This is a genomic window from Arcticibacter sp. MXS-1, from assembly GCF_041902385.1.
In the GTDB taxonomy this organism is placed as follows: domain Bacteria; phylum Bacteroidota; class Bacteroidia; order Sphingobacteriales; family Sphingobacteriaceae; genus Arcticibacter.
Genome location: NZ_CP169244.1, coordinates 3,880,676 through 3,901,561, shown reverse-complemented (window position 1 = coordinate 3,901,561; position 20,886 = coordinate 3,880,676). Strand labels below are relative to the sequence as shown.

The following is a 20,886-nucleotide window of genomic DNA, read 5'->3' as shown; positions in this document are numbered from 1 at the left end:
TGCCCGTCCTTTTCGGAATGCATAAAACAAAAGTCTTTCGCATACAGTTATCTGTATACAGTATGGGTGTAAACCGGAAAGGTTTGTTTTATGCATTTCGAAAAAATTCACAATAAAGGTCAGGCCCGGCTTTTTAAAAGCGATCTGCTCGAAAGCCTCACCAAGACCCGTCCATGGGTTATATACAGTATCTATCTTCCCTTTAATGCCTGGCTGCTGTATTACAGTCACACCAAGCTCGCTTTCAGTGTTCCGTTTATTGCCGGCCTTTTTTTCGCAGCGTTGCTAAGCTGGACGCTTTTTGAATATTTCGCTCACCGTTACCTGTTTCACTACGAGGCCAAAAGCAAGATCGGACAACGTCTTGTGTATATTTTCCATGGCAACCATCATGAATACCCAAGAGACCGCATGCGCTTGTTCATGCCGCCTGTACCCAGCATAATACTGGCTGCCGTGGTCTTCGGACTTATTTATGCAGTTTCTTTTATCAGCACAGGTACCGGGAGTTATGCCTGCATTTTCTTTCCGGGTTTCATTACCGGTTATCTGGCTTATGTGTCTATGCATTATGCGATACATGCCTACGCGCCGCCCAAGCCCCTTAAGGCAATCTGGAGGAACCATCACCTCCATCATTACAAGTATCCGGAGAAAGGCTTCGGTGTAAGCTCAACCTTCTGGGATATTATTTTCCGGACAGTGCCACGCAACGACGACGAAGAAAATAAGAGTAATGAGAGCAGCGGATACAAACCTGGCAGGTTCAGCAATACCACTAATACTTTAAGATCCTGAATTCGGTGCGGCGATTGGCTTGCCGCCCTTCTTCCGTGCCATTATCTGCTACAGGCTGGCTTGATCCCAGTCCTTTATAGCTTAACCTCTCGGGCGATATCTTATTCTGGATAAGATAATTATAAACGCTCCTGGCTCTATTCTCAGACAGGGAAAGATTGGTTTCAACTGATCCGGTATTATCAGTGTGCCCCAGGATCTCTATACTGGCGTTAGGATGCTCGTTAAGAAATCCAATTAGGGTCGACAGCTCTGTAATAGACTCAGGCAGCAGATCGGCCTTATTTGTCTCGAAAAATACATTCCTCATGACCACCGTACCGCCCGTCCGGATCTTTTGGAGGGGGACGATAAGAGTAAACGGCTTCTTGCCGTTCATATTCTGATCCAGGCTGAAATTCTCGGAATGGAAGAGATAGCCCTCGCGATCAACGGAAAGGCTGAACTTATGCCCCTCGCGCATCGTAGCAAGGAACACGCCGCTCTCGGGTTCGCTCGACTCGCTGAAAGACACCGTATTTGTTTTCAGCTCGGTGATCTTCACATCTGCATCAAGCGGCGCCTTCGTGTCTGCATCTATTACTTTGCCCTTTACATAGGTAACTGGCTGCGGCTTGTCGCGTTCAGGAAGCGTGAAGGAGTAGAGGTCCATTCCTCCGTATCCTCCTTTCATATCGGAAGCAAAGAAGGCCGTACTGCCATCTGCACTCACCACAAGGCCGCTTTCCTCGCCCGCCGTATTAATCGGATATCCCAGGTTCACGGGCTTTCCCCATTCTCCAGATGCATCCTTCCGGCAAAAGAACAAATCCCTGTTCCCGAAACCCGGCCATCCGTTAGATGAGAAGTAAAGCGTGTTATTGTCGGGGTGGATGAAGGGAGAGTGCTCGTCAAAAGGAGTATTCACATTGGGACCCAGATTAACAGGATCCGACCATTGCCCTCCTTCAAGCAGGTCTGTTTTCCAGATGTCATAGCCGCCGAGTCCTCCTGCACGATTGCTTACGAAGTACAGGGAACGACCGTCTGCAGTTAAAGAGGGTTGCGACTCCCAGGCTGCTGTATTCACCGGCGCTCCCAGGTTAAAAGGCTCGCTCCAGTCCTTCCCCTCCCTCCGGCAGAGGTAGATATCGCAACGGCCAAGTCCTTCGGGGCGGTTACAGCCGGTGAAAAACAAATAGAGGCCGTCGGGCGATATGCACTGCGCGCCTTCGTTATAGGCCGCGGTATTGATGTTGCTGCTCAGGTAAGTGGCGTTGGCCCACCCGTCAGCACCCTTTACACTCTGGTAGAAATCCTCGTTATTATTGATCCTTCTCGTAAAAATGATCCGCTCTTCATCAGCAGTGACTACCGGAAGATATTCCTGGTCTGCTGTATTGACTCCTCGTCCCAGGTTAACGGGATTGAATTCCACAGGCCTCTTAATTGCATCAACACTGAAGTTGCAGTCCGCTATATATTTCGCGACTAACTTTTTACTGCTTTCACTAAGGTTCGGTGAGTTGGAATATTTAATAAAGTGCTGCAGCGCCGACTGATAGTCTGCAGCATACATCTCACTTTCCGCCAGACCAAAATAGGTGAGTGGATGGAACTCAGGATCAATTTCCAGAACCTTGCGGTAGTACGTTAGTGCACTTTTGTAATTCTTAAGCTTCCTGGAAACGTCTCCAAGCTGCTGATAAGCCGCTGCAAAGCGAGGATCTGCCTTTACAGCATTCTGGAGTTCGCCAAGTGCACTATTATAATCTCCGGCGGAGATATATTTGCCCGCCTGTTCGTAACTGCGCTGCGCAGCTTTATTATTCGAGGATGTTGACTGGGAATAAACAAAAAGAGTGCTAAAGAGCAATAAAAACGAGAACAGTACCTTCATTTCACCAAACGCTTACATGGCAAAAACTTCCTGAAAGAACTTCTTCATGTCTTCCCAGGACCGCTTTGCCGCCTTTTCATTATACGCAGCGCCGGAAGATTTGTTATTGCCAGCTGCAGGCTCAGTAAATGCGTGCACCGCGTCCGAATAATAGATCATTTGCCAGTCGGCTTTTCTGCTCCGCATCTCTTCGCGAAACGCCAAAGCCTGACTCTCGGGAACAAAGGGATCATCTGCGCCGTGTAAAACAAGCACCTTCGCACTAATCTCCGAGTTCTCCTGTTTGTCTCCTCTTTTATCGAGGCCACCGTGAAAAGAGACCACCCCTTTTACCGGCAGATTAGCTCTTGCTGCCTCCAGCGCTCCTGTTCCTCCGAAGCAGTAACCCATCACCGCTATGCGTTCAGGATCGGCGCCCGCCTTGATTAATTGCTCTATTGCTGCCTGAATACGCGAGCGATACAGGTCACGGTCGCCTTTATAAGATCCCGACAGCTTTCCCGCTTCTGCAGGCGACTGGGGCCTGACGCCCTCCCCATAAATATCAGCCGCAAACGCATAATAGCCCAGCTTTGCTAAATTTGTAGCAGAGCCTTTCACAAAATCGTTCAGCCCCATCCATGCATGTATCACTACCACGCCAGGTGCTTTACTGCTCTTGTTTTCGGGGCTGACCAGGTATCCCTTTAATTTGGTTCCCTGGCTGGAGTAGGAGATATCTTTTCCCTGCGCAGCCAGATGACCAACAAGGCCCGTTAATAGGATAGAGAGAATGAGTCGCTTCATTGAGGTTAATTTAGGAGCTATAGTATTACAAATATAGTAAACTATAATTACGGAATATTCAAATACTTATGCGTTTGCAGCGAGATCTCCCACTTCGGGTTTTCCTTTACATAGTCAATGATCAGGGGCAGCATTTCGGTTGCTTTAGACCATTCAGGCTGCAAATAGAGTTTACAGCCGGGTGCCACCATATCGGCATGCTTCTCAGCCCAGGCAAAATCGCTCTTATTAAAGACAATCACTTTCAGCTCTCCCGCATGAGGCGCAATAGAGGGCAGAGGAGCTTTAAACTTCTTGGGCGAGAGACAGATCCAATCCCAGGTACCTGAGAGCGGGTAGGCGCCGGAGGTCTCAATAAACGTCTTTATTCCGCGGCGCTGAAGCTCAGTTGTCAGATAATCGAGATTGTACATCAGGGGTTCTCCGCCAGTAATGACCACCGCCTTTCCAGGATAGCTGGCTGCATTTTTCACGATCTCATCAGCTGGGGTAAGGGGATGAAGTTCAGCATTCCAGCTCTCCTTTACATCACACCAATGGCAGCCTACATCGCATCCGCCCAGCCGGATAAAATATGCTGCCTTGCCACTGTGATATCCTTCTCCCTGTATTGTATAGAACTCTTCCATTAAGGGCAATAGAGTTCCGTCTTCTGGTACTACTTGATTCATGTTAAACAATCGGCAAATATACCGAATAGTTCACCTATTGGAGATGCCGGGGGCTGAATATTGCAGCACGATGATCAATAAGACCGAACCTCAAACCTATTGAGACTAAAAGTGGTTATTAGAACAGATATACACGAAAGACATGATCAATATCCAGGAGATTGACAAACTGACCGAGCAGTTTTATGCTGCAATAAGCTTTAATCAGGAACACTATCCGCAGTTCGATCATCTGCAGGAGCTGTTTTATGGCGCCGGTAAGCTCATTAACAACAACTACGATCAGCCGATCGACTTCACAGTACAGAGCTATGCACAAGCTGTAATGAAGCAAATAGAAGACGGAAGCTCTTCATTTTACTCACAGCAGGAAATATCAGACAATACGGAGGTTTTCGGAAATACCGCGCAGCGCGTCAGCGTTTACGAATACTCTTTCAGCGCCGAAACTTCTCAGCCCTGGACACGCGGGGTAAATTTCATCCAGTACATCTATACCGAAGGACAATGGAGGATTGTGTCGATGGTCTGGACCGACGAAAAAGATGACCTGGTAATCCCTGAAACCTATCTGCTATAATTGCCTGCCAGCCAGCGGCGGAACAAAGAGGCTATGTCGAACTAAGACGTTTCAGGAATAGATCTCCTTTTTAGCTGAAGCAAGGGTATTTTTAAGAAGGCCTACAATTGTCATTAAACCAACTCCTCCGGGAACAGGAGTGATCCAGGAGGCTTTAGGGGCAATGTTCTCGAAGTCTACATCTCCATACAGCTTAAAACCCGACTTAGTCTCTGCGGATGTCTCCCTGTTGATGCCGACATCAATTACGACCGCTCCGTCTTTCACCATATCGGCCGTGATAAAGTTCTTTCTGCCAATTGCTGCGACTACAATATCGGCAGAGCGCACAATTTCCTCCAGGTTCTGCGTCTTACTATGAGTTAGGGTGACAGTACAATTTCCGGGATATGTGTTACGCGCCATGAGGATGCTCATCGGGCTGCCCACAATGTTACTTCTTCCCACTACCACACAATGCTTGCCGGCAGTTTCTATCTTATATTCCTCCAGCATCATCAGGATGCCGTAGGGGGTGGCAGGGATAAAGCAGGGAAGATTGCGCATCATCCTTCCCAGGTTCACAGGGTGAAAACCATCAACGTCCTTTCGGTAGTCGATCTTCTCTGTAACCTTCTCTGGGTCAATATGCTTAGGAAGAGGCAGCTGAACAATCAGTCCGTCTACTTCCGGATCCAGATTGATCTCTTCGATCTTGTTAAGAAGCTCTGCCTCGGTTACCGTTTCCTCGTATCTGTAGAGCGTCGACTTGAAGCCAACCTTCTCACAATTCTTCATCTTGCTGGCCACGTAAGTTTCGCTGCCACCATCGTGACCTACTAATATGGCAACCAGGTGGGGTTTCCGTCCACTAAGTGATAACACTTCAGCTGCTTCCGCCGCTATCTCTTGTTTGAGTTTTTCAGATACGAATTTTCCGTCAAGTAATTGCATGTGCTATGAAATAGGCTTCGGATGGCAGGCCGTTCAAAGACCGAAAGATCGAATTGAAGTACTGCCTTCCAATAGTATGTGTTAATCCAGCTTAAGAACAGCCATGAAAGCAGACTGAGGAATCTCCACGTTTCCAACCTGCCGCATCCGCTTCTTTCCCTTCTTCTGTTTTTCCAGGAGTTTACGCTTCCGGGAAATATCCCCTCCGTAACATTTAGCCGTTACGTCTTTGCGAAGGGCGCGAACGTTCTCACGTGCAATCACCTTTGCCCCAATTGAAGCCTGAATGGCAATCTCGAATTGCTGCCGGGGGAGAAGCTCTTTCAGTTTCTCACAGATCTTCTTTCCGAAATCGTAGGAGTTACTGCGGTGAATCAATGACGAAAGTGCATCCACAGGCTCGCCGTTTAACTTGATATCCAGACGGACCAGATCTGACTGCCTGTATCCGATCTGGTGGTAGTCAAACGAGGCATATCCCTTGGAAATGGTTTTTAGACGATCGTAGAAGTCGAACACAATTTCGCCCATTGGCATTTCAAAAACCAGCTCCACACGTTCAGAAGTGAGGTACGACTGATTGACGATAATCCCCCGCTTCTGAATACACAAAGACATCACCGGACCAACAAAGTCTGACTTGGTGATAATATTCGCTTTGATATACGGCTCTTCCACGAAGTCCATTTTGCTCGGATCAGGAAGATCTGAAGGGTTATTGACAATCACCAGATCGCCCTTGGTGGTAAAGGCACGATAAGATACGTTCGGTACGGTCGTGATCACCGTCATATCGAACTCACGCTCCAGGCGCTCCTGGATGATCTCCATATGCAGCATTCCGAGGAAGCCACAGCGGAAACCAAAGCCAAGGGCAGCAGAAGACTCAGGTTCAAAAACGATCGAAGCATCGTTCAGCTGCAGCTTATGCATACTCTCCCTGAGCTCTTCGTAATCCTCGGTATCTACCGGGTAGATCCCTGCGAACACCATCGGCTTTACTTCTTCGAATCCCTGTATTGCCTCTTTTGCCGGACGCTCCACATGCGTAATGGTATCGCCCACCTTCACTTCCCGGGCTTCCTTGATCCCTGATATGATATAGCCCACGTCGCCCGTCTTTATCACGTCGCGCGGCTGCTGATTCAGTTTCAGTACGCCTACCTCGTCGGCAATGTACTCTTTGCCCGTAGCGATGAACTTTACTTTATCATTCTTCCTGATTTCGCCGTTCACCACCTTGAAGTAGGCAATGATCCCCCGGAAAGAGTTAAACACCGAGTCGAAGATCAAAGCCTGAAGCTCGCCATCCGGCTTGCCTACCGGGGCAGGGACGCGCTCTACGATCGCCTTTAGAATATCGTGTACTCCCATTCCCGTTTTCCCGGAAGCAGGGATGATCTCTTCTCTCTTACAGCCGATCAGCTCAATGATCTGGTCCTTCACCTCCTCAGGCATAGCGCCGGGGAGGTCCATCTTGTTCAGGATCGGGATGATCTCCAGGTCATGCTCCAGGGCCAGATACAGGTTCGATATTGTCTGTGCCTGTATTCCCTGCGCTGCATCCACGATGAGAAGAGCGCCTTCACAGGCTGCAATAGAGCGTGAAACTTCATATGAAAAATCGACGTGCCCGGGGGTGTCGATCAGATTTAAAACATATTCCTGGCCATCCAGCTTATAGTTCATCTGGATAGCGTGACTCTTAATGGTGATGCCGCGCTCGCGTTCCAGGTCCATATCATCCAGCAGCTGAGCCTGAGCTTCGCGCTGAGTGATTGTATTGGTATATTCGAGCAATCGATCTGCCAACGTACTCTTCCCGTGATCGATGTGTGCGATGATGCAAAAATTCCGGATATGTTTCATTCGAATCGCAAAGATAATTTTTTGAATTCATATTTTCATGGCGTCTTATCCAGAAGATTATGTACATATCAGAACAAACGTTAGCCCTTATCAGCCAGTCTCTTGCCGCTGTTGGTGTGCACAAAAAGATCGAAATAGTACGCAGCGTGGGCGGCGGAAGCATCAACTCCTGCTACCAGCTAAAGGCTGGTCAGACACTCTTTTTTGCGAAGATCAACAACGCCGGACACTTTCCTGAAATGTTCTTTAAGGAATCTGCAGGCCTCAGGGAAATTGCCCATACCGAAACAATAAAAGTACCGAAAGTACTGGCATGCGGCACAAGTCCAGGAGAGCAGTTCCTGGTGTTGCAATGGATCAACGCCGGGCGCCCCGACCAGACCGCAATGGCGTTGATGGGAGAGAAGCTTGCGGCCATGCACCGTACAAGCAGCTCCGGCTTTGGACTCGACTACGATAATTATATGGGTTCGCTGGAACAAAGGAACCAACGGCACCCATCCTGGACCGAGTTCTTTATAGAAGAGAGGCTGAAACCTCAGATTAAGATCGCATCGGATAAGAAATTAATTGACAGGGTGATAACTGCAAAATTCGAGCGACTATTCACCGCGCTGCCGGGTCTTTTTGACGAAGAGGATCCTTCGCTTCTGCACGGCGATCTCTGGGCAGGCAATTACATGATAAGCGAAACAGGAGAGCCGGTACTGATCGACCCTGCAGTCTCATACGGACACAGGGAGTTTGATATCGCCATGACTACTCTCTTCGGTGGTTTTGACGAGGCCTTTTACCAAGCCTACCATGATGCCTTCCCCTTACAAAGCGGCTGGCAGGAGAGGCTCGATATCTGGAACCTTTACCCCTTGCTCGTTCACGTGAACCTGTTCGGCAGCTCTTATCTTGCTCCCATCCGGAGCACACTTGAACGGTTTTAAGCGTCAACAGGCAGAATGCGTAGCGCCAGCATTGACCCCTTTTTTTCCTGCCTGACGATGAGACCGCAGTCCCTCAGAGCGCCGGGGTGTTACTTATTTTTACTAGTCAGGCAAAAGGATCGCTTCAGTTATGCCTTCCCGGAACAAGAGGACGCGGACAGGAATCTGCATGAACGGACATGCGGGCTCATTAATGCCGCTTATGTGAAAAGAGAACAAGGAATAAGACCGCACAGAAAAGAAATGGCGGAGGAATTGGCAATACCAGAAAGCCAGCAAACCGTTTGCGAAAGATTTTGTACATTAGTAATGACAACTGGTTTTTAAATTTCTTTAATTTCAGTTAAATGGCAAACCAAAATAGTTGCAAACATCTATCGTCCCTTGAGGAACTTAAGCTGCCCGAATCCCTTATTTGTGAGGAATTCGTGCGTACAGGAGGAGAGTGGGTTCACCTCCGTACCTGTCAGACCTGTGGCGTTACTCTCTGCTGCGATTCTTCGCCGAACCGGCATATGACCGCTCATTTTCATGCCACACAGCATCCCCTTGTGATTTCTGCGGAGCCAGGAGAAAAATGGCTATGGTGTTATCAGGATGAGGTATTTGCCGAGTATGAGTAGTGCCTGACGCTGCTTGCGCCTTCAAGTATTACCTGAGCTTATGCCCGGGGTTTAAATAAAAAAACGCTTTTCATGAACTCTACCCATCAGCAGGCAGCCAAAATTAGCAGCTGCCTATCCAGCTATGTTGAGACCCGTGAGCGGACTGTCCGCATCTGCGAGGATCTGGCAACAGAAGACTATGTGGTGCAACCGACCGTGTTTGTCAGCCCGCCGAAATGGCATCTGGGCCATACCACCTGGTTTTTTGAGACTTTTATACTACAGCCCAACCTCAAAGGCTACCGTGTGTTCGACCCTAATTACAACTATGTTTTTAACAGTTATTACGAAAGCGTCGGTGCGCGTGTAGTGAGAACGAACAGAGGCAACCTGAGCAGACCTACCGTACAGGATATATTCCGTTACCGGAGCTATGTTGACAAGGCTATGCGCGAGCTGTTATCTGCACACAACCTCAGCCCGGCTCTTGAAGAACTCGTCATACTGGGCATCAACCATGAAGAACAGCATCAGGAACTGCTCTTTACCGACATCAAGTATATCCTGGGCCATAATCCATTGTTGCCTGCATTTGAGCAGAACGTCGCGTCTGAGCTAACTCCGGTGCTTTCTAATTCCTTTACGTCGATTGGATCGGGATTATATGAGATCGGCTTCAATGGCAACGGCTTTAGTTTCGACAACGAAAAGGGACGGCATTCCGTTTATCTTGGCGACTTCGAGATCAGCAACTCCCTGGTGAGCGCAGGAGAATACATGGAATTTATGGAGGATGGCGGCTACCGCAATTTCGTCCACTGGCATTCCGAGGGATGGGAATGGGTGAAGGCCAACCACATTGAGGCGCCGCTCTACTGGCATCAGGTGGACGGCGATTGGCACCGTTACACCTTCCGCGGGCTTGAGAAAGTAAGACCAAACGAGCCTGTAGCACATGTCTCGTGGTATGAGGCAGCGGCATTTGCTGCCTGGAAGGGGATGCGCCTCCCTACCGAGTTTGAATGGGAGGTGGCAGCACAGAACCTGAACTGGGGCGACTGCTGGGAATGGACCGGCAGTGCATATCTGCCTTATCCAGGCTTCAGCAAAGCTCCAGGAGCTCTGGGCGAATACAATGGCAAGTTTATGATCAATCAAATGGTGCTCCGCGGCGCATCTGTCTTCACACCTCCACATCATTCACGCAGTACATATCGTAACTTTTTCCCGCCCGACGCGCGCTGGCAGCTGGCAGGAATCCGACTGGCACATTAATTTATGGATCAATTTTTTCTGGATGTAAAAAAAGGACTTAGCTCAAGTCCTAAATATCTTCTATCGAAATACTTCTATGACAAGGCAGGCGACCTGATCTTCGAGCAGATCATGCGTTCGCAGGACTATTATCTAACCCGATGCGAACACGAGATCTTCGAGGAACACTCGCCCACGATAGCCCGCTTTTTTAATGCCCCGGGGGGCGCTTATGACATCATCGAGCTTGGTGCAGGCGATGCCTCCAAGACATCACATCTGTTGCAGCATCTGGTAGATGAACGCCATGATTTTACTTATTATCCGATCGATATATCGAGTCAGGTGATTGAAAATCTAGAAACCAAACTCCCCGAAGCCATCCCAGGCCTAAAAGTGAAGGGCCTGAACGGAGAGTACTTTCCAATGCTGAGAAAAGCAGCCGAGTTGTCGAAAAGAAGAAAAGTGATTCTTTTCTTAGGCTCTAACATCGGAAACATGTTTCCGGATGAAGCAACGACCTTTTGCCGTACGCTTCATCACTTGATGGGCCCCATGGATCTCTTGCTAATGGGCGTGGATCTGAAAAAAAATCCAAGAACCATCCTCAGGGCTTATGACGACGAGGAAGGTCTTACCCGTGATTTCAATCTTAACCTCCTGCACCGGATCAATGAGGAGCTGAACGCAAACTTTTGCGTCGACGATTTTGAACATTATCAGACCTATGATCCCGAAACCGGCTCATGCAAAAGCTATTTAATCAGCGCTAAGCCGCAGAAAGTAAGGATCGGAGCCGACCGCGAGGTCTTTTCCTTCAAAAGGGATGAAAGTATTTTTATGGAGGTATCGCAAAAATACGATAGCCGATCTCTCAGGGCACTAGCCAACTCAAGCGGATTTCTATACGTAGAGCAATTCTACGACCCGGACGAGTGGTTTACCGACGTCCTGTGGCTAAAGAGGCCAGAAAACAGTACTGATGAAATATAAATGTACCCCCTATGCCAGCTTTTGATTCTCATTACCTGCAGACACTTCCGGTTTTTAATGGTATTCCGATGGAGCATCTGCAGTGGCTCCTAGCCTCCTCCGATATCCTTGAACTGGACGCCGGCGACATCCTGTTCGACGTTGGCCAGTCGGCAGATTTTATGTTCCTCCTGCTGGAGGGGCAGCTGAACCTCAGCGTAGAGCAAAACGGGCGGTACAGCTTTTTCGCCTTGTTGAAGAAAGGTGAGATCACCGGCTATCTGCCTTTTTCCCGGCTAAAGGTTTCCGGAGGACGGGCGGCTGCTCATCTGCCCTCTACCGTGCTCCGCCTGCACAAAGAGCACTTCAGCGAGCTGGAGCAGAGGAGTCCTGAGATGATCCAAAAATTAGTGGGACTGATGACTGACCGCGTACGCGAGTTCACGCGCAACGAGCAACAGCAGGAGAAACTAGTAGCCCTGGGAAAACTGTCGGCAGGACTAGCGCACGAGCTGAACAATCCAGCGTCGGCCATCGTCAGGAGTGCTTCAGAATTAAGGCGCCTGCACCACGCCGGGCCCGAAAAGCTGAAGAAGATCCTGCTGATATGCCCTGACCCTGATCAGATCGACCGGCTGAATGCACTGATCCTGCCGCTTATTGAGCAGGGATTGCGTAGCCACCTATCCCTGATGGCGCGCAGCAGCCTGGAAGAAGAGATCATTGACTGGCTGGAGCAGCACAGTGCAGCTGACCCTTTCACCCTTGGGGCCACTTTTGCCAGCTGGAATGTGCAGATCCGCGACCTTGAAGCCGTGGCAGCAATTATGGGAGAGCAGTACCTGCCCGACATACTCGAATGGCTGGCCGGCACTCTGGAGACAGAAAGAGCAATATGCGACATCCAGGCAGCTACTGATCGTATTTCCGAACTGGTAAACGCCGTAAAGACCTATTCGCACATGGATCAGGGTCGTGATAAGGAACGAGCAAATGTTGCCGAGGGCATTAACAGCACCCTGACCATACTCACTCATAAATTAAAAGAGAAAAACATTCGCGTAGAACGGTGCTTCGATCCTAAGCTCCCCCAGGTGCAGGCCTTTGTCGGCGAACTGAACCAAGTGTGGACGAATCTCATTGATAATGCCGTCGATGCCATGCCCGACGGAGGAAAACTCACCATCAGCGCTGCCCAGGAAGGAGACAAGCTTATGGTCCGCATTGAAGATAACGGTCACGGGATTCCTCAGGACGTTTTGCCCCATATATACGAACCCTTTTTTACCACCAAAAACATTGGGAAAGGCACCGGACTGGGGCTCGATATCGTGCACAAGATTGTCGCCCATCACAACGCAAGCATCAAGGTGGAATCAGAACCAGGGAAGACAGCTTTTCAGATCTGCTTTCCCCTTGACTAGTCTGACCCCGATAGGGAGGACTCAGAAGGAGAAAGCATCTAAACCATAGAACGACTACTATTTAACATGAAACAACCCGTTATTTTTGCACTCGACGACGATTTGCAGGTATTGCAAGCCCTGGTGCGCGATTTACGCATCCGTTACCGCAAAGACTATAAAATATTGAGCACTGCCTCAGCCAGGGAGGCCCTGGAAAGCCTGGTAGAGCTGAAGAACAAAGGCGAGGAGATCGCTTTATTCATTTCCGATCAGCGTATGCCTGAGATGCTGGGCGTGGATTTCCTCCAGAAGGCGCGGGAGATGTACCCGGAAGCGAGGCGCGTCCTTTTAACCGCCTACTCCGACACAGAGGCTGCTATTAAAGCAATTAACGAAGTGAAGCTCGACTATTACTTCATGAAACCCTGGAACCCTCCTGAAGAAAGGCTCTTCCCTGTGATCGACGATCTCCTCGAAGAGTGGCAATATACCTATTCACCGAACTACCAGGGCATCAGGATCATCGGCTACCAGTGGTCGCCTAAGTCGCACGAGCTGAAAGATTTCCTCTCGGGGAACCTGTTTCCCTATCAGTGGCTTGATATTGAAACAAATGAAAAAGCAAAAGAACTTCTTGAGCTCAATCAGATTGATCATTGCTCACTGCCAGTCCTGTTCTTTGAAGACGGATCCTATTTGCCGCACTCGCAGCTGGGCGCAATTACAGAACGACTTGGCCTGCAGGCCAGAGCAAGCAAGGAGCTTTACGACGTCGTCATTATTGGAGCAGGGCCGGCGGGACTTGCAGCTGCCGTATATGGGGCGTCAGAAGGATTGAAAACCCTGCTAATAGAACGAAAGGCACCGGGAGGTCAGGCAGGAACGAGTTCCCGTATTGAGAATTATCTGGGGTTCCCGACCGGACTAAGCGGATCTGAACTTACGCGAAGGGCAGTAACGCAAGCACAGCGTTTCGGAACAGAACTGATTTCACAACAGCAAGTTACAGACATCAACCTCAATAGTCAATATAAGATTATTACCTTGTCTGATGGAACTGAGATTAATGCGAGGAGTGTAGTGATCACGACCGGTGTCGACTACCGTAAGCTGGACAAACCAGGCATTGAAGACTTTACCGGCGCGGGCATCTATTACGGTGCAGCCATGACAGAAGCACAGGCATGCCAGGAAAAGGAAGTCTACGTAATAGGGGGAGGAAACTCAGCAGGTCAGGCGGCCATGCATCTTGCAAAGTATGCAGCTAACGTGCATATCGTCATCAGGAAAGAGTCGCTTTCGTCCACCATGTCTCAGTATCTGATCGATCAGATTAACAGCACCAGAAACATCCATGTTCTCGGCAATACAGAGATTGCCGAAGCAAAAGGAGAGAAGCGTCTTCAGGAGCTAGTGCTCACCAAAGAAAACGGACAGAAGAGGACCGTCCCGGCAGATTCTTTATTCATCTTTATCGGCGCACGTCCCTATACCGACTGGATCGGCCTCAATATAATTAAAAACGACAAAGGATTTATCGAAACAGGAAGAGATCTTACGCTCTCGCCTAACTACAGGAAGTTCTGGAAACTTGAGCGCGAGCCCTTTCTGCTGGAGACCTGCAGTCCGGGAATATTCGCTGCCGGCGATGTACGCTCAGGGGCCATGAACCGGATCGCCTCAGCAGTAGGAGAAGGAGCTATGGCAATTAAGTTCGTCCACGAATACCTTGCAGAAGTCTAGGAGCACAGCCCAGAAGGCAGGATACCTGCCAAGTTGTACCCCGGGCAACCGTCTAAATCCTGCCGGCTAAGCATATGCACGTACTTGATCAAGCGGCCCATGAAACAGCTTGATGGGGAAGAGTTCTGCATAAATTGTATAAATAGCCGCCATTTAAACCACAAAATAAAATTTTGAAGTGCATTATAACGCACTATTAAACAGAAGCTTACTAAAACCGACCCGTCCTATCACTTTACATAAATAAAAAACCCTGCTCCAGGAGGGCAGGATGTAACCAAATAAAATTTCGATCGACGATATAACTCTCTATTTTACTATTAGTTAGAGACGATAGATATATAAAAACATCACACCTCGTGACGTTTCCAGGCAGCGGACAGGTCCTCACGCATATTCTCAAAGCGTTTCACTACAGCTGTAATAAACTCTTCGTCGAGTATCTGGAAGATGCCGTTTATACCTCCGGTAATATCAAGCTCGGAGATCTTAAAAGTCTGCTCCAGGGTGCCCTGCTCAAACTTGACGAGATATTTCATGTTGAGAGAAAAAATGGTGATTTTACAGTCGGGCCTGGGTAGTTCAGCAACTATACGCATAGTAGTAATTGATTTTAAGATATTGATGTAAGATCAAAAAGTTCGGTTGAAAAATTACGTCCGCCTATTGAGCCGAGGGTAGCAATGGGCTTGAAGCGAGCAAAAAGCTCTTCGCTATACCAGCCCTCCTCTCTGGTTTTCCTGATCACTTCCCGGTGCTCCTGCGAAGCATATGCAAAGTTCTTCATTTCTTCCGAAGATTTCCAAAGTGAAAACGTGGCTTGTTTGTATACGGGGGCTTCACCAACTCCGAAAGACTGAATATATCCGGAAGCGGCGGACATGATTGAAGACACGCTGCCCACGTTAGACCAAAAGTTTCTGAGCCGCGCAGGCCTTATGGTGGCTCTGGTTAAAACAGCGAGGGGACCTTTATAGCCCGCGAGCGATGAATCGTATTCGAAAGGAGCCCGTCCGTCCCATTGACCGTGCCCCGCTATCGGTGAGCAGAGAATAGTCCAGCTTTCCAACGCAAGGGTCTTCCACCAGCGGCCAATAAAAGAACTGCTATGAAAGCGGTAGAAAGCCTCTTCAGACTCCCATGAGGCAAGCAGGGCCCATTGCCTGAGGTCGGGTGTAAGGTCAAAGCTACCCTTGTTCCCTGATCCCATCAGCTTCCAGAACGAACAGCTCCGGTTCAGTGCCAAAGGTAAGCGGTGTATCGCCATTGCCAGAAATGCCAGCGGTATATACCTCTTCGGATATCTTACAACTGTAAACGAAACCACCATATGAGCTGACACTATTCTAAAATAAAAAAGGCCCTTTGCAGGGCCTCAAAAATAGATATTTTTATAGTAATTACGCCATTACTCTGTCAGATACTCCGTTTACACGGTCGCTGAGCTGGCTGATGGTGTCATGAGCCTTGTCCATTACTGAACTGCTCATGTCTTTCATCGATCCGCTCATGTCTTTAACAGAGCTCATCAGCTTGTTACAAACTTCTTTCCCGTTAGAGGTACCGAAAAGATACCATGCTGCAGCACCTGTTGCCAGCCCGGCCAGCACAACTCCTGCAATTGTTGATCTGTTTTTCATATCCATAAGTCAAGTAATTTGATTTACCTAAGAATGAATAAACATCATGCCAATCTTTAACGCAGGAGCGCTTTTTACTCCGAATAGCTAACGGAAGGGATATTTTTATCAATCTGCCAGCGGCCGGTGCCTTCTTCACCGATCACGTCGAACAGTTCAAGTATCCTTCTTGCTACATATTCTTCCTCGCGCTGCTCATTAAGGAACCATTGCAGGAACTGAAACGTCATAAAGTCTTTCACTTTAAAGCAGCGATCCGCAATTCTGTTAAAACTCGCAGTCACGTTAATTTCCTGTTGCAGGGCCGTTTCAAACACCCCCTAAACGACTCGAAATCCTGAGGGATATTCGTTATTTCGGGAGAAATAGCATGCCCGCCCATATCATTCACATAGCGGAAGATTTTAAGCATATGCTCTCTTTCTTCTCCGGATTGTTTCTCAAGGTAGCCCGCGCTGTTATCATATCCATTACGGTTGCACCACGAAGACATGGCCAGATATATCGCGGAAGAGTAAGCTTCCATCTTTATTTGCTCGTTCAAAAGCGTCTCAATTTCTTCAGAAAGAGAGGTGCGCAGTCTCAGAAGATCTTTCATATACATTCATTTTTTATTTACTATATCGTAAATGTAACAAGAAAAAGGGGTAAATGTCAGAACGATAGGCTTAAAAAGAATTGATCTAAATCAGGCAAACTGGCAGAAGCACTCACGGATCATGCTATTGAGTTGGATCATAGCCTTCGCTCCGTTAAGTAAATCTTTTAAATCAATCACCTCAGTAATTGTAAGTGCGAAACAGCGGTCGGTATAGTGAGGCATCACCAGTGCAATGTCGGCATGACGCGAAGGATTGCAAAGCATCTCCGCCAGATTAATCGCATTGATCCTTCTGGTGAGATCAAGCAGGTTTCTGATACCAAGAGTAGTGCGAACACCCTGAAAATCGAGAAAAAAGCATTGCTGCAATTACACTGCCATACATGGCCATGTGCTGTAGTAAAAACTTCTATCAGTTTTAATCTGCTTTCTTTTTCCATCTCTGATACACAAAGCTAAGCATTGTTTATAATTAGTCCAAATAACCTGACGATTTTATTAAAACGCAGTCCATTTTTCTCCCGCCTCATTGGCATAGCTTCAGACGCCGTCGTTACTAGCCGGTGTTTTTCATTTGGTAGTGCCTCGTTATTATCTGGCCTTATCGAAAGTAGCTCAAGATGCAGTGGTTTGTTTTTCAAAATGTTTGTTAGTAAGGAGTGATTGTCTTTCTTCAGCCTACAAAGCGGATGCGCCAAAAGGCAGTCGTTCTAAGCAGGACCGGTATTTTAAGATAGTGCGTACGTTTAACCAATGAGAACAGCCCGAACGAACAATTGAGCGCAATGCCTGTTCCTATATATGAAAAACTATAAGCAACTACCTATGATAGAGAAAGAAAATTTCCCGATGGAAGATGACGAAATACAGGGCCAGGACGATCAAAGTATGAACGACACCAATCCCCTGAGTCTGGAAGAGCAGGAGCAGTTAAACGACGCCAATCTGGTGGAACGGATCGAAGAAGAAAATGAAGATTCTGGCGATTACGATGATATCGACGCAAGCACCACCGAGCCGTCTGAAGGAGAAGAGGATTTGCAAACCCTCACTTCTGCACCTGTTGAAGGCAGAGACGAAGTTGGGGGCGGGTCCGGGGCCCCGGTTACGCGAAACCAGCTTGGCGACAATCCTCCCGGCAGCGAACAAGCCGCCTTTGACGCCGGAAATGCGGGCGACATGAGCAGCGACCAGGCAAAATACCAGGATCAAAATATTGCCGAAAACTTTAGAGAAAATCTGGATAAAGCATCGCGGGAGATTGATTTGGATAAAAGACTAAAGGACAACGAATAGCGATACATGGAAAGAGAATAAAAAGAGTTTTTAAATAACAATGGGTATTTTGATAACTTAGCGCAACTAAAGTGGCTGTCTCAAAGCAATCACTTTAGTTCCTGATCGACTGAAAAGGAGAGAGTCCGCCGGCACTTTTGGCCGCAACCCTGAACTCGTATTTGGTACCAGTCCTGATATCGGCCAACGGCAAAAAGCGCACCTGGGCAGCATTAACATAAGTGGTGGTCCACCGTTGCGACGAAAGCGGCCGGTATTCAACCACATAACCAGTAGCTTTTTTAATCGGCTTGATACAGATGAGCGTATGCCCGTCGCCGCGGATCACCCCTTGCACAACCGGTGCAGGCGGCGGCGTGCCTCCGTCGGGAACAATTGTCCTTTCTTCTGACCAGGCGCCCTCAAGCTTGTTTTGTTTGAGGCGGCGGATGCGGTAATAGTAGCTCTGCTGATTCTTCAGTCCCGGCACGAAAAGAACGCCCTTATTGGTACTCTGCAGGGTGTCCGCTTTTTCCCGGTCACCCGGGCGGGCGTAATACTGAACCTGCAAAACATAATCGTCTGGGGCAGTTTCATAACCGATGAAGAAGCCTCCATCTGCTGCTTCATCATAACGAATGAAAGGCGGGCCCGGAATGCTGTCTGTCGTCACTCTTCCCACTTCTATAGCTTTGCTTTCGCCCAGAGAGTTCAGGGCGCTAATCCTCAGCTTGTAATCCTTGTTATAGTCGAGCTGTTTAATATCGATATAGGACTTATTATCCGTATAGGCTTCGCCCTCGAACTGACCGGTTCCGTAGCTTAATTTGTACCTGCCGGCAAAGGGAACTTTTTCAAAGATGAGCCGGATAAAAGCCGACTTCTCCGGCGCGTAGTTTTGCAAGGTTCGTGCTCCAAATGCATGAAGCACCCTGGGGGCTTCAGGTGTCGCAAGTGCAATAGTAGTGTCGGCAACTGAATAATTTAACGGGCTCAGCAGGGATACTTCCAGTGCGACTGCCTGTTTTACCTTTCTCGGATTGAAGTGCAGAGGGAAGGCTTTGTCGCCCGGAGCAACGTCTTTCAGCGCGAGAATGCCTCCTTCCAGCACCATACCTTTCGAGTCTCTTACTGTCCACGCTGCCTTGTAGCCGTGAAGCGGGTAAGCCGGAAGGTCCAGTGCAGCACGTGGCACTATCGTCAATACGCACCCGCCCTTTGCTGCCAGATCTGCGCTGAAGGATTTAATCGGGCAATATTCTTTTTGAAAGCTGTAGTAGGCATTCTTTTTCTGTCTGAAGACATCTACCACTCCCCAGGGCCGGTTTTCCGAGGCTTCCTTAGTGCCCTCATAATTGCTGCGGTAATCATTGAAAGTCCAGAGCGAAGCGCCCATGAGGTACGGCCGGTTCCGGATGGAATTAAGAAGGGTCGCAGCATCAAGGTTGCCGTCGAGCTCTTCGGAAAACTGCCCGATGCCATACTCTGAATAGAAAAGCAGCTTATCGGGGTGGTTCTGATGCATCTTGCTGGTCACATTAGCCAGATCCTGTCCATACTTATTGACGAGGCCGAGGTCAGAGAACTGAATAGGATCGGGAGTACGGTCGGCTGTATGGCTCACCATCACCGCAAGCCGGCTAGTGTCCAGCTGCCGCGCTTCCTTGATCGCCGTATTAACATAGCTCATGACGCGGGGATTGTGTCCAATCTCATTTCCGACACTCCAGCCTACTATACAGGGATGGTTGAAGTGGGTAAACACCATGCGTTTCAGCCAGTCTTTTGGTGCATGCTGCCTTTCATCCACCTGCTGATCGGTGCCCCATAGCGACACCTCAGGAAATACGAGTATGCCCTTCTCATCGAGGTAGTCGTACATCTCGCGCGGCATCACCTGATGGGTGAGGCGCGTCATGTTACAGCCCAGACTTTTCATCAAATCCACGTCCTCCATAATCCTCCAGGGTGGAAGGGTATTGCCCGTCGTCCGGTCATCGGGTACCAGGTTAAAGCCCATCAGGCGGACCGGCACGCCGTTTAACTTGAACGTATAGGCCTTATGGTCTACCTCTATCTTTCTGATGCCAAAGCGATCTGTTTGCATATTGGAGGATCCGCTTTCGCTTTTGAGCACTGAACTGCAGCTGTACAGGAACGGGTCGTCGAAGCTCCACAGGTGTACTTTAGCCGCGGGCAGGGAGGTCCTGACAAAAACCTCCTTTTCGGAGTTTGCGGGAATGGATGCCGAAAAGGGAAGTACCTCGGAGTATAAGCGGCCCGCCCTGAGATGGACGGATCCCTGTACCTGCCTTACACGCGGGCTGGCATTCCTAACAAAAAGCTTGACCGTTACCTGCGCTGTTTTTGTTTTCAGATCAACAAGAGGGGTAATATGCTGCTGCCGGATATACACCGGACTAACCGCTACCAGCTTCACGTCCCTGCGAATTCCTCCCCAGTTCCAAATGGCACCTAATCTCTTCGTGTTATCAGCACATAGTACAATTTCATTCTCGCCGCCGCGTTGCGCCACATCGCTTACATCGAAAGAAAAGGGGAGAAAGCCATTGTCATTGCTGCCCAGCAGCTTGCCGTTCATCCAGATCCTGGAATCATGATATACACCATCGAACATAAGCAGGAGCGTTTTATCGGTCCAGTCGGGAATCTTGATGCTGCGCCTGTACCAGGCCTTGCCCACGTAATGGGAATACTCATTGTAAAGATCCCAGTTGGAAGGGACAGCCATGTTTTCCCAGGAAGAGTCTTCAAAGACCCGATGGAACCATCCGGCGGTTGTCCCGCGATTGTAAGGATCGGTCCTGAACTTCCATATTCCGCTCAGCAAAAGCGTGTCGGCCGTTGCGGCCTGCAGCGTGCTGCCACACCATGTAAGGGCAATGAGCAGCAGCAGGTTATTTATCTTCATAAGG

The 20,886-nt window shown here is 48.9% G+C and carries 19 protein-coding genes and 1 pseudogene; 9 read left to right on the top strand and 11 right to left on the bottom strand.

The annotated features are described in order from the left end of the window. Window positions 1-90: 90 nt before the first annotated feature. Window positions 91-798: a sterol desaturase family protein gene (locus ACES2C_RS16880; protein ID WP_374164240.1), complete on the top strand. Its 708-nt coding sequence runs from the start codon at window positions 91-93 to the stop codon at window positions 796-798. On the opposite strand, the gene ACES2C_RS16875 is transcribed toward ACES2C_RS16880, so the two are convergent. The 3 genes from ACES2C_RS16875 to ACES2C_RS16865 are packed head-to-tail and all read right to left on the bottom strand — an operon-like array spanning window position 779 to window position 4,134. Beyond that, entirely contained in the window at window positions 779-2,677 is a 1,899-nt protein-coding gene (locus ACES2C_RS16875; RefSeq protein WP_374164239.1) for an OmpA family protein, read from the bottom strand. The genes ACES2C_RS16880 and ACES2C_RS16875 overlap by 20 nt on opposite strands. A 12-nt stretch (window positions 2,678-2,689) precedes the next feature. Next, window positions 2,690-3,463, bottom strand: a complete 774-nt coding sequence (locus ACES2C_RS16870) for a dienelactone hydrolase family protein (protein ID WP_374164238.1) — start codon at window positions 3,461-3,463, stop codon at window positions 2,690-2,692. 47 nt (window positions 3,464-3,510) lie between these two features. Continuing rightward, complete coding sequence (locus ACES2C_RS16865) at window positions 3,511-4,134, bottom strand: 7-carboxy-7-deazaguanine synthase QueE (protein WP_374164237.1); 624 nt, start codon at window positions 4,132-4,134, stop codon at window positions 3,511-3,513. Between the two features lie 142 nt (window positions 4,135-4,276). Between ACES2C_RS16865 and ACES2C_RS16860 the strand changes: the two genes are divergently transcribed. Further along, on the top strand, window positions 4,277-4,714 hold the full coding sequence (locus ACES2C_RS16860) for a hypothetical protein (protein WP_374164236.1): 438 nt from the start codon (window positions 4,277-4,279) through the stop codon (window positions 4,712-4,714). 51 nt (window positions 4,715-4,765) lie between these two features. Here ACES2C_RS16860 and ACES2C_RS16855 read toward each other — a convergent pair whose 3' ends face one another. Beyond that, entirely contained in the window at window positions 4,766-5,647 is an 882-nt protein-coding gene (locus ACES2C_RS16855) for a bifunctional 5,10-methylenetetrahydrofolate dehydrogenase/5,10-methenyltetrahydrofolate cyclohydrolase (RefSeq protein WP_374164235.1), read from the bottom strand. Window positions 5,648-5,728: 81 nt separating this feature from the next. Beyond that, window positions 5,729-7,516, bottom strand: coding sequence for a translation elongation factor 4 (gene lepA / locus ACES2C_RS16850; RefSeq protein ID WP_374164234.1), 1,788 nt, complete (start codon window positions 7,514-7,516; stop codon window positions 5,729-5,731). 59 nt (window positions 7,517-7,575) lie between these two features. On the opposite strand from lepA, the gene ACES2C_RS16845 reads away from it, so the two are divergent. The 6 genes from ACES2C_RS16845 to ACES2C_RS16820 all read left to right on the top strand — a co-directional run bounded on the left by ACES2C_RS16845 (window position 7,576) and on the right by ACES2C_RS16820 (window position 14,434). Then, window positions 7,576-8,454: a fructosamine kinase family protein gene (locus ACES2C_RS16845; RefSeq protein WP_374164233.1), complete on the top strand. Its 879-nt coding sequence runs from the start codon at window positions 7,576-7,578 to the stop codon at window positions 8,452-8,454. Between the two features lie 347 nt (window positions 8,455-8,801). Further along, on the top strand, window positions 8,802-9,077 hold the full coding sequence (locus ACES2C_RS16840) for a UBP-type zinc finger domain-containing protein (protein ID WP_374164232.1): 276 nt from the start codon (window positions 8,802-8,804) through the stop codon (window positions 9,075-9,077). Window positions 9,078-9,149: 72 nt separating this feature from the next. Beyond that, window positions 9,150-10,334, top strand: coding sequence for an ergothioneine biosynthesis protein EgtB (egtB, locus tag ACES2C_RS16835; RefSeq protein ID WP_374164231.1), 1,185 nt, complete (start codon window positions 9,150-9,152; stop codon window positions 10,332-10,334). A 3-nt stretch (window positions 10,335-10,337) separates the two neighbouring features. Next, complete coding sequence (locus ACES2C_RS16830; protein ID WP_374164230.1) at window positions 10,338-11,306, top strand: L-histidine N(alpha)-methyltransferase; 969 nt, start codon at window positions 10,338-10,340, stop codon at window positions 11,304-11,306. Window positions 11,307-11,317: 11 nt separating this feature from the next. Beyond that, window positions 11,318-12,709, top strand: a complete 1,392-nt coding sequence (locus ACES2C_RS16825) for a sensor histidine kinase (RefSeq protein WP_374164229.1) — start codon at window positions 11,318-11,320, stop codon at window positions 12,707-12,709. 66 nt (window positions 12,710-12,775) lie between these two features. Continuing rightward, window positions 12,776-14,434 carry an FAD-dependent oxidoreductase gene (locus ACES2C_RS16820; protein ID WP_374164228.1) on the top strand — a complete coding sequence of 553 codons (1,659 nt, stop codon included), beginning with the start codon at window positions 12,776-12,778 and terminating at the stop codon, window positions 14,432-14,434. A 350-nt stretch (window positions 14,435-14,784) separates the two neighbouring features. Here the strand turns inward: ACES2C_RS16820 and ACES2C_RS16815 are convergent, their stop codons facing one another. From ACES2C_RS16815 to ACES2C_RS16795, 5 genes and pseudogenes are all read right to left on the bottom strand, one after another. Then, window positions 14,785-15,033 (bottom strand): hypothetical protein, encoded by a 249-nt coding sequence (locus ACES2C_RS16815; RefSeq protein WP_374164227.1) that lies wholly within the window; start codon window positions 15,031-15,033, stop codon window positions 14,785-14,787. A gap of 14 nt (window positions 15,034-15,047) precedes the next feature. Continuing rightward, window positions 15,048-15,764: a DUF3291 domain-containing protein gene (locus tag ACES2C_RS16810; protein WP_374164226.1), complete on the bottom strand. Its 717-nt coding sequence runs from the start codon at window positions 15,762-15,764 to the stop codon at window positions 15,048-15,050. A 70-nt stretch (window positions 15,765-15,834) separates the two neighbouring features. After that, window positions 15,835-16,074: a YtxH domain-containing protein gene (locus ACES2C_RS16805; RefSeq protein ID WP_374164225.1), complete on the bottom strand. Its 240-nt coding sequence runs from the start codon at window positions 16,072-16,074 to the stop codon at window positions 15,835-15,837. A gap of 74 nt (window positions 16,075-16,148) precedes the next feature. Then, window positions 16,149-16,567, bottom strand: a pseudogene (locus tag ACES2C_RS16800) (ferritin). A gap of 195 nt (window positions 16,568-16,762) precedes the next feature. After that, entirely contained in the window at window positions 16,763-17,044 is a 282-nt protein-coding gene (locus tag ACES2C_RS16795) for a hypothetical protein (RefSeq protein ID WP_374164224.1), read from the bottom strand. Between the two features lie 456 nt (window positions 17,045-17,500). Here ACES2C_RS16795 and ACES2C_RS16790 point away from each other — a divergent pair, with 456 nt between their 5' ends. Further along, window positions 17,501-17,971 carry a hypothetical protein gene (locus ACES2C_RS16790; protein WP_374164223.1) on the top strand — a complete coding sequence of 157 codons (471 nt, stop codon included), beginning with the start codon at window positions 17,501-17,503 and terminating at the stop codon, window positions 17,969-17,971. Window positions 17,972-18,065: 94 nt separating this feature from the next. Here ACES2C_RS16790 and ACES2C_RS16785 read toward each other — a convergent pair whose 3' ends face one another. Next, a complete protein-coding gene (locus tag ACES2C_RS16785; RefSeq protein WP_374164222.1) occupies window positions 18,066-20,882 on the bottom strand; it encodes a glycoside hydrolase family 2 TIM barrel-domain containing protein in 2,817 nt (938 codons plus the stop codon). Between the last annotated feature and the right edge of the window lie 4 nt (window positions 20,883-20,886).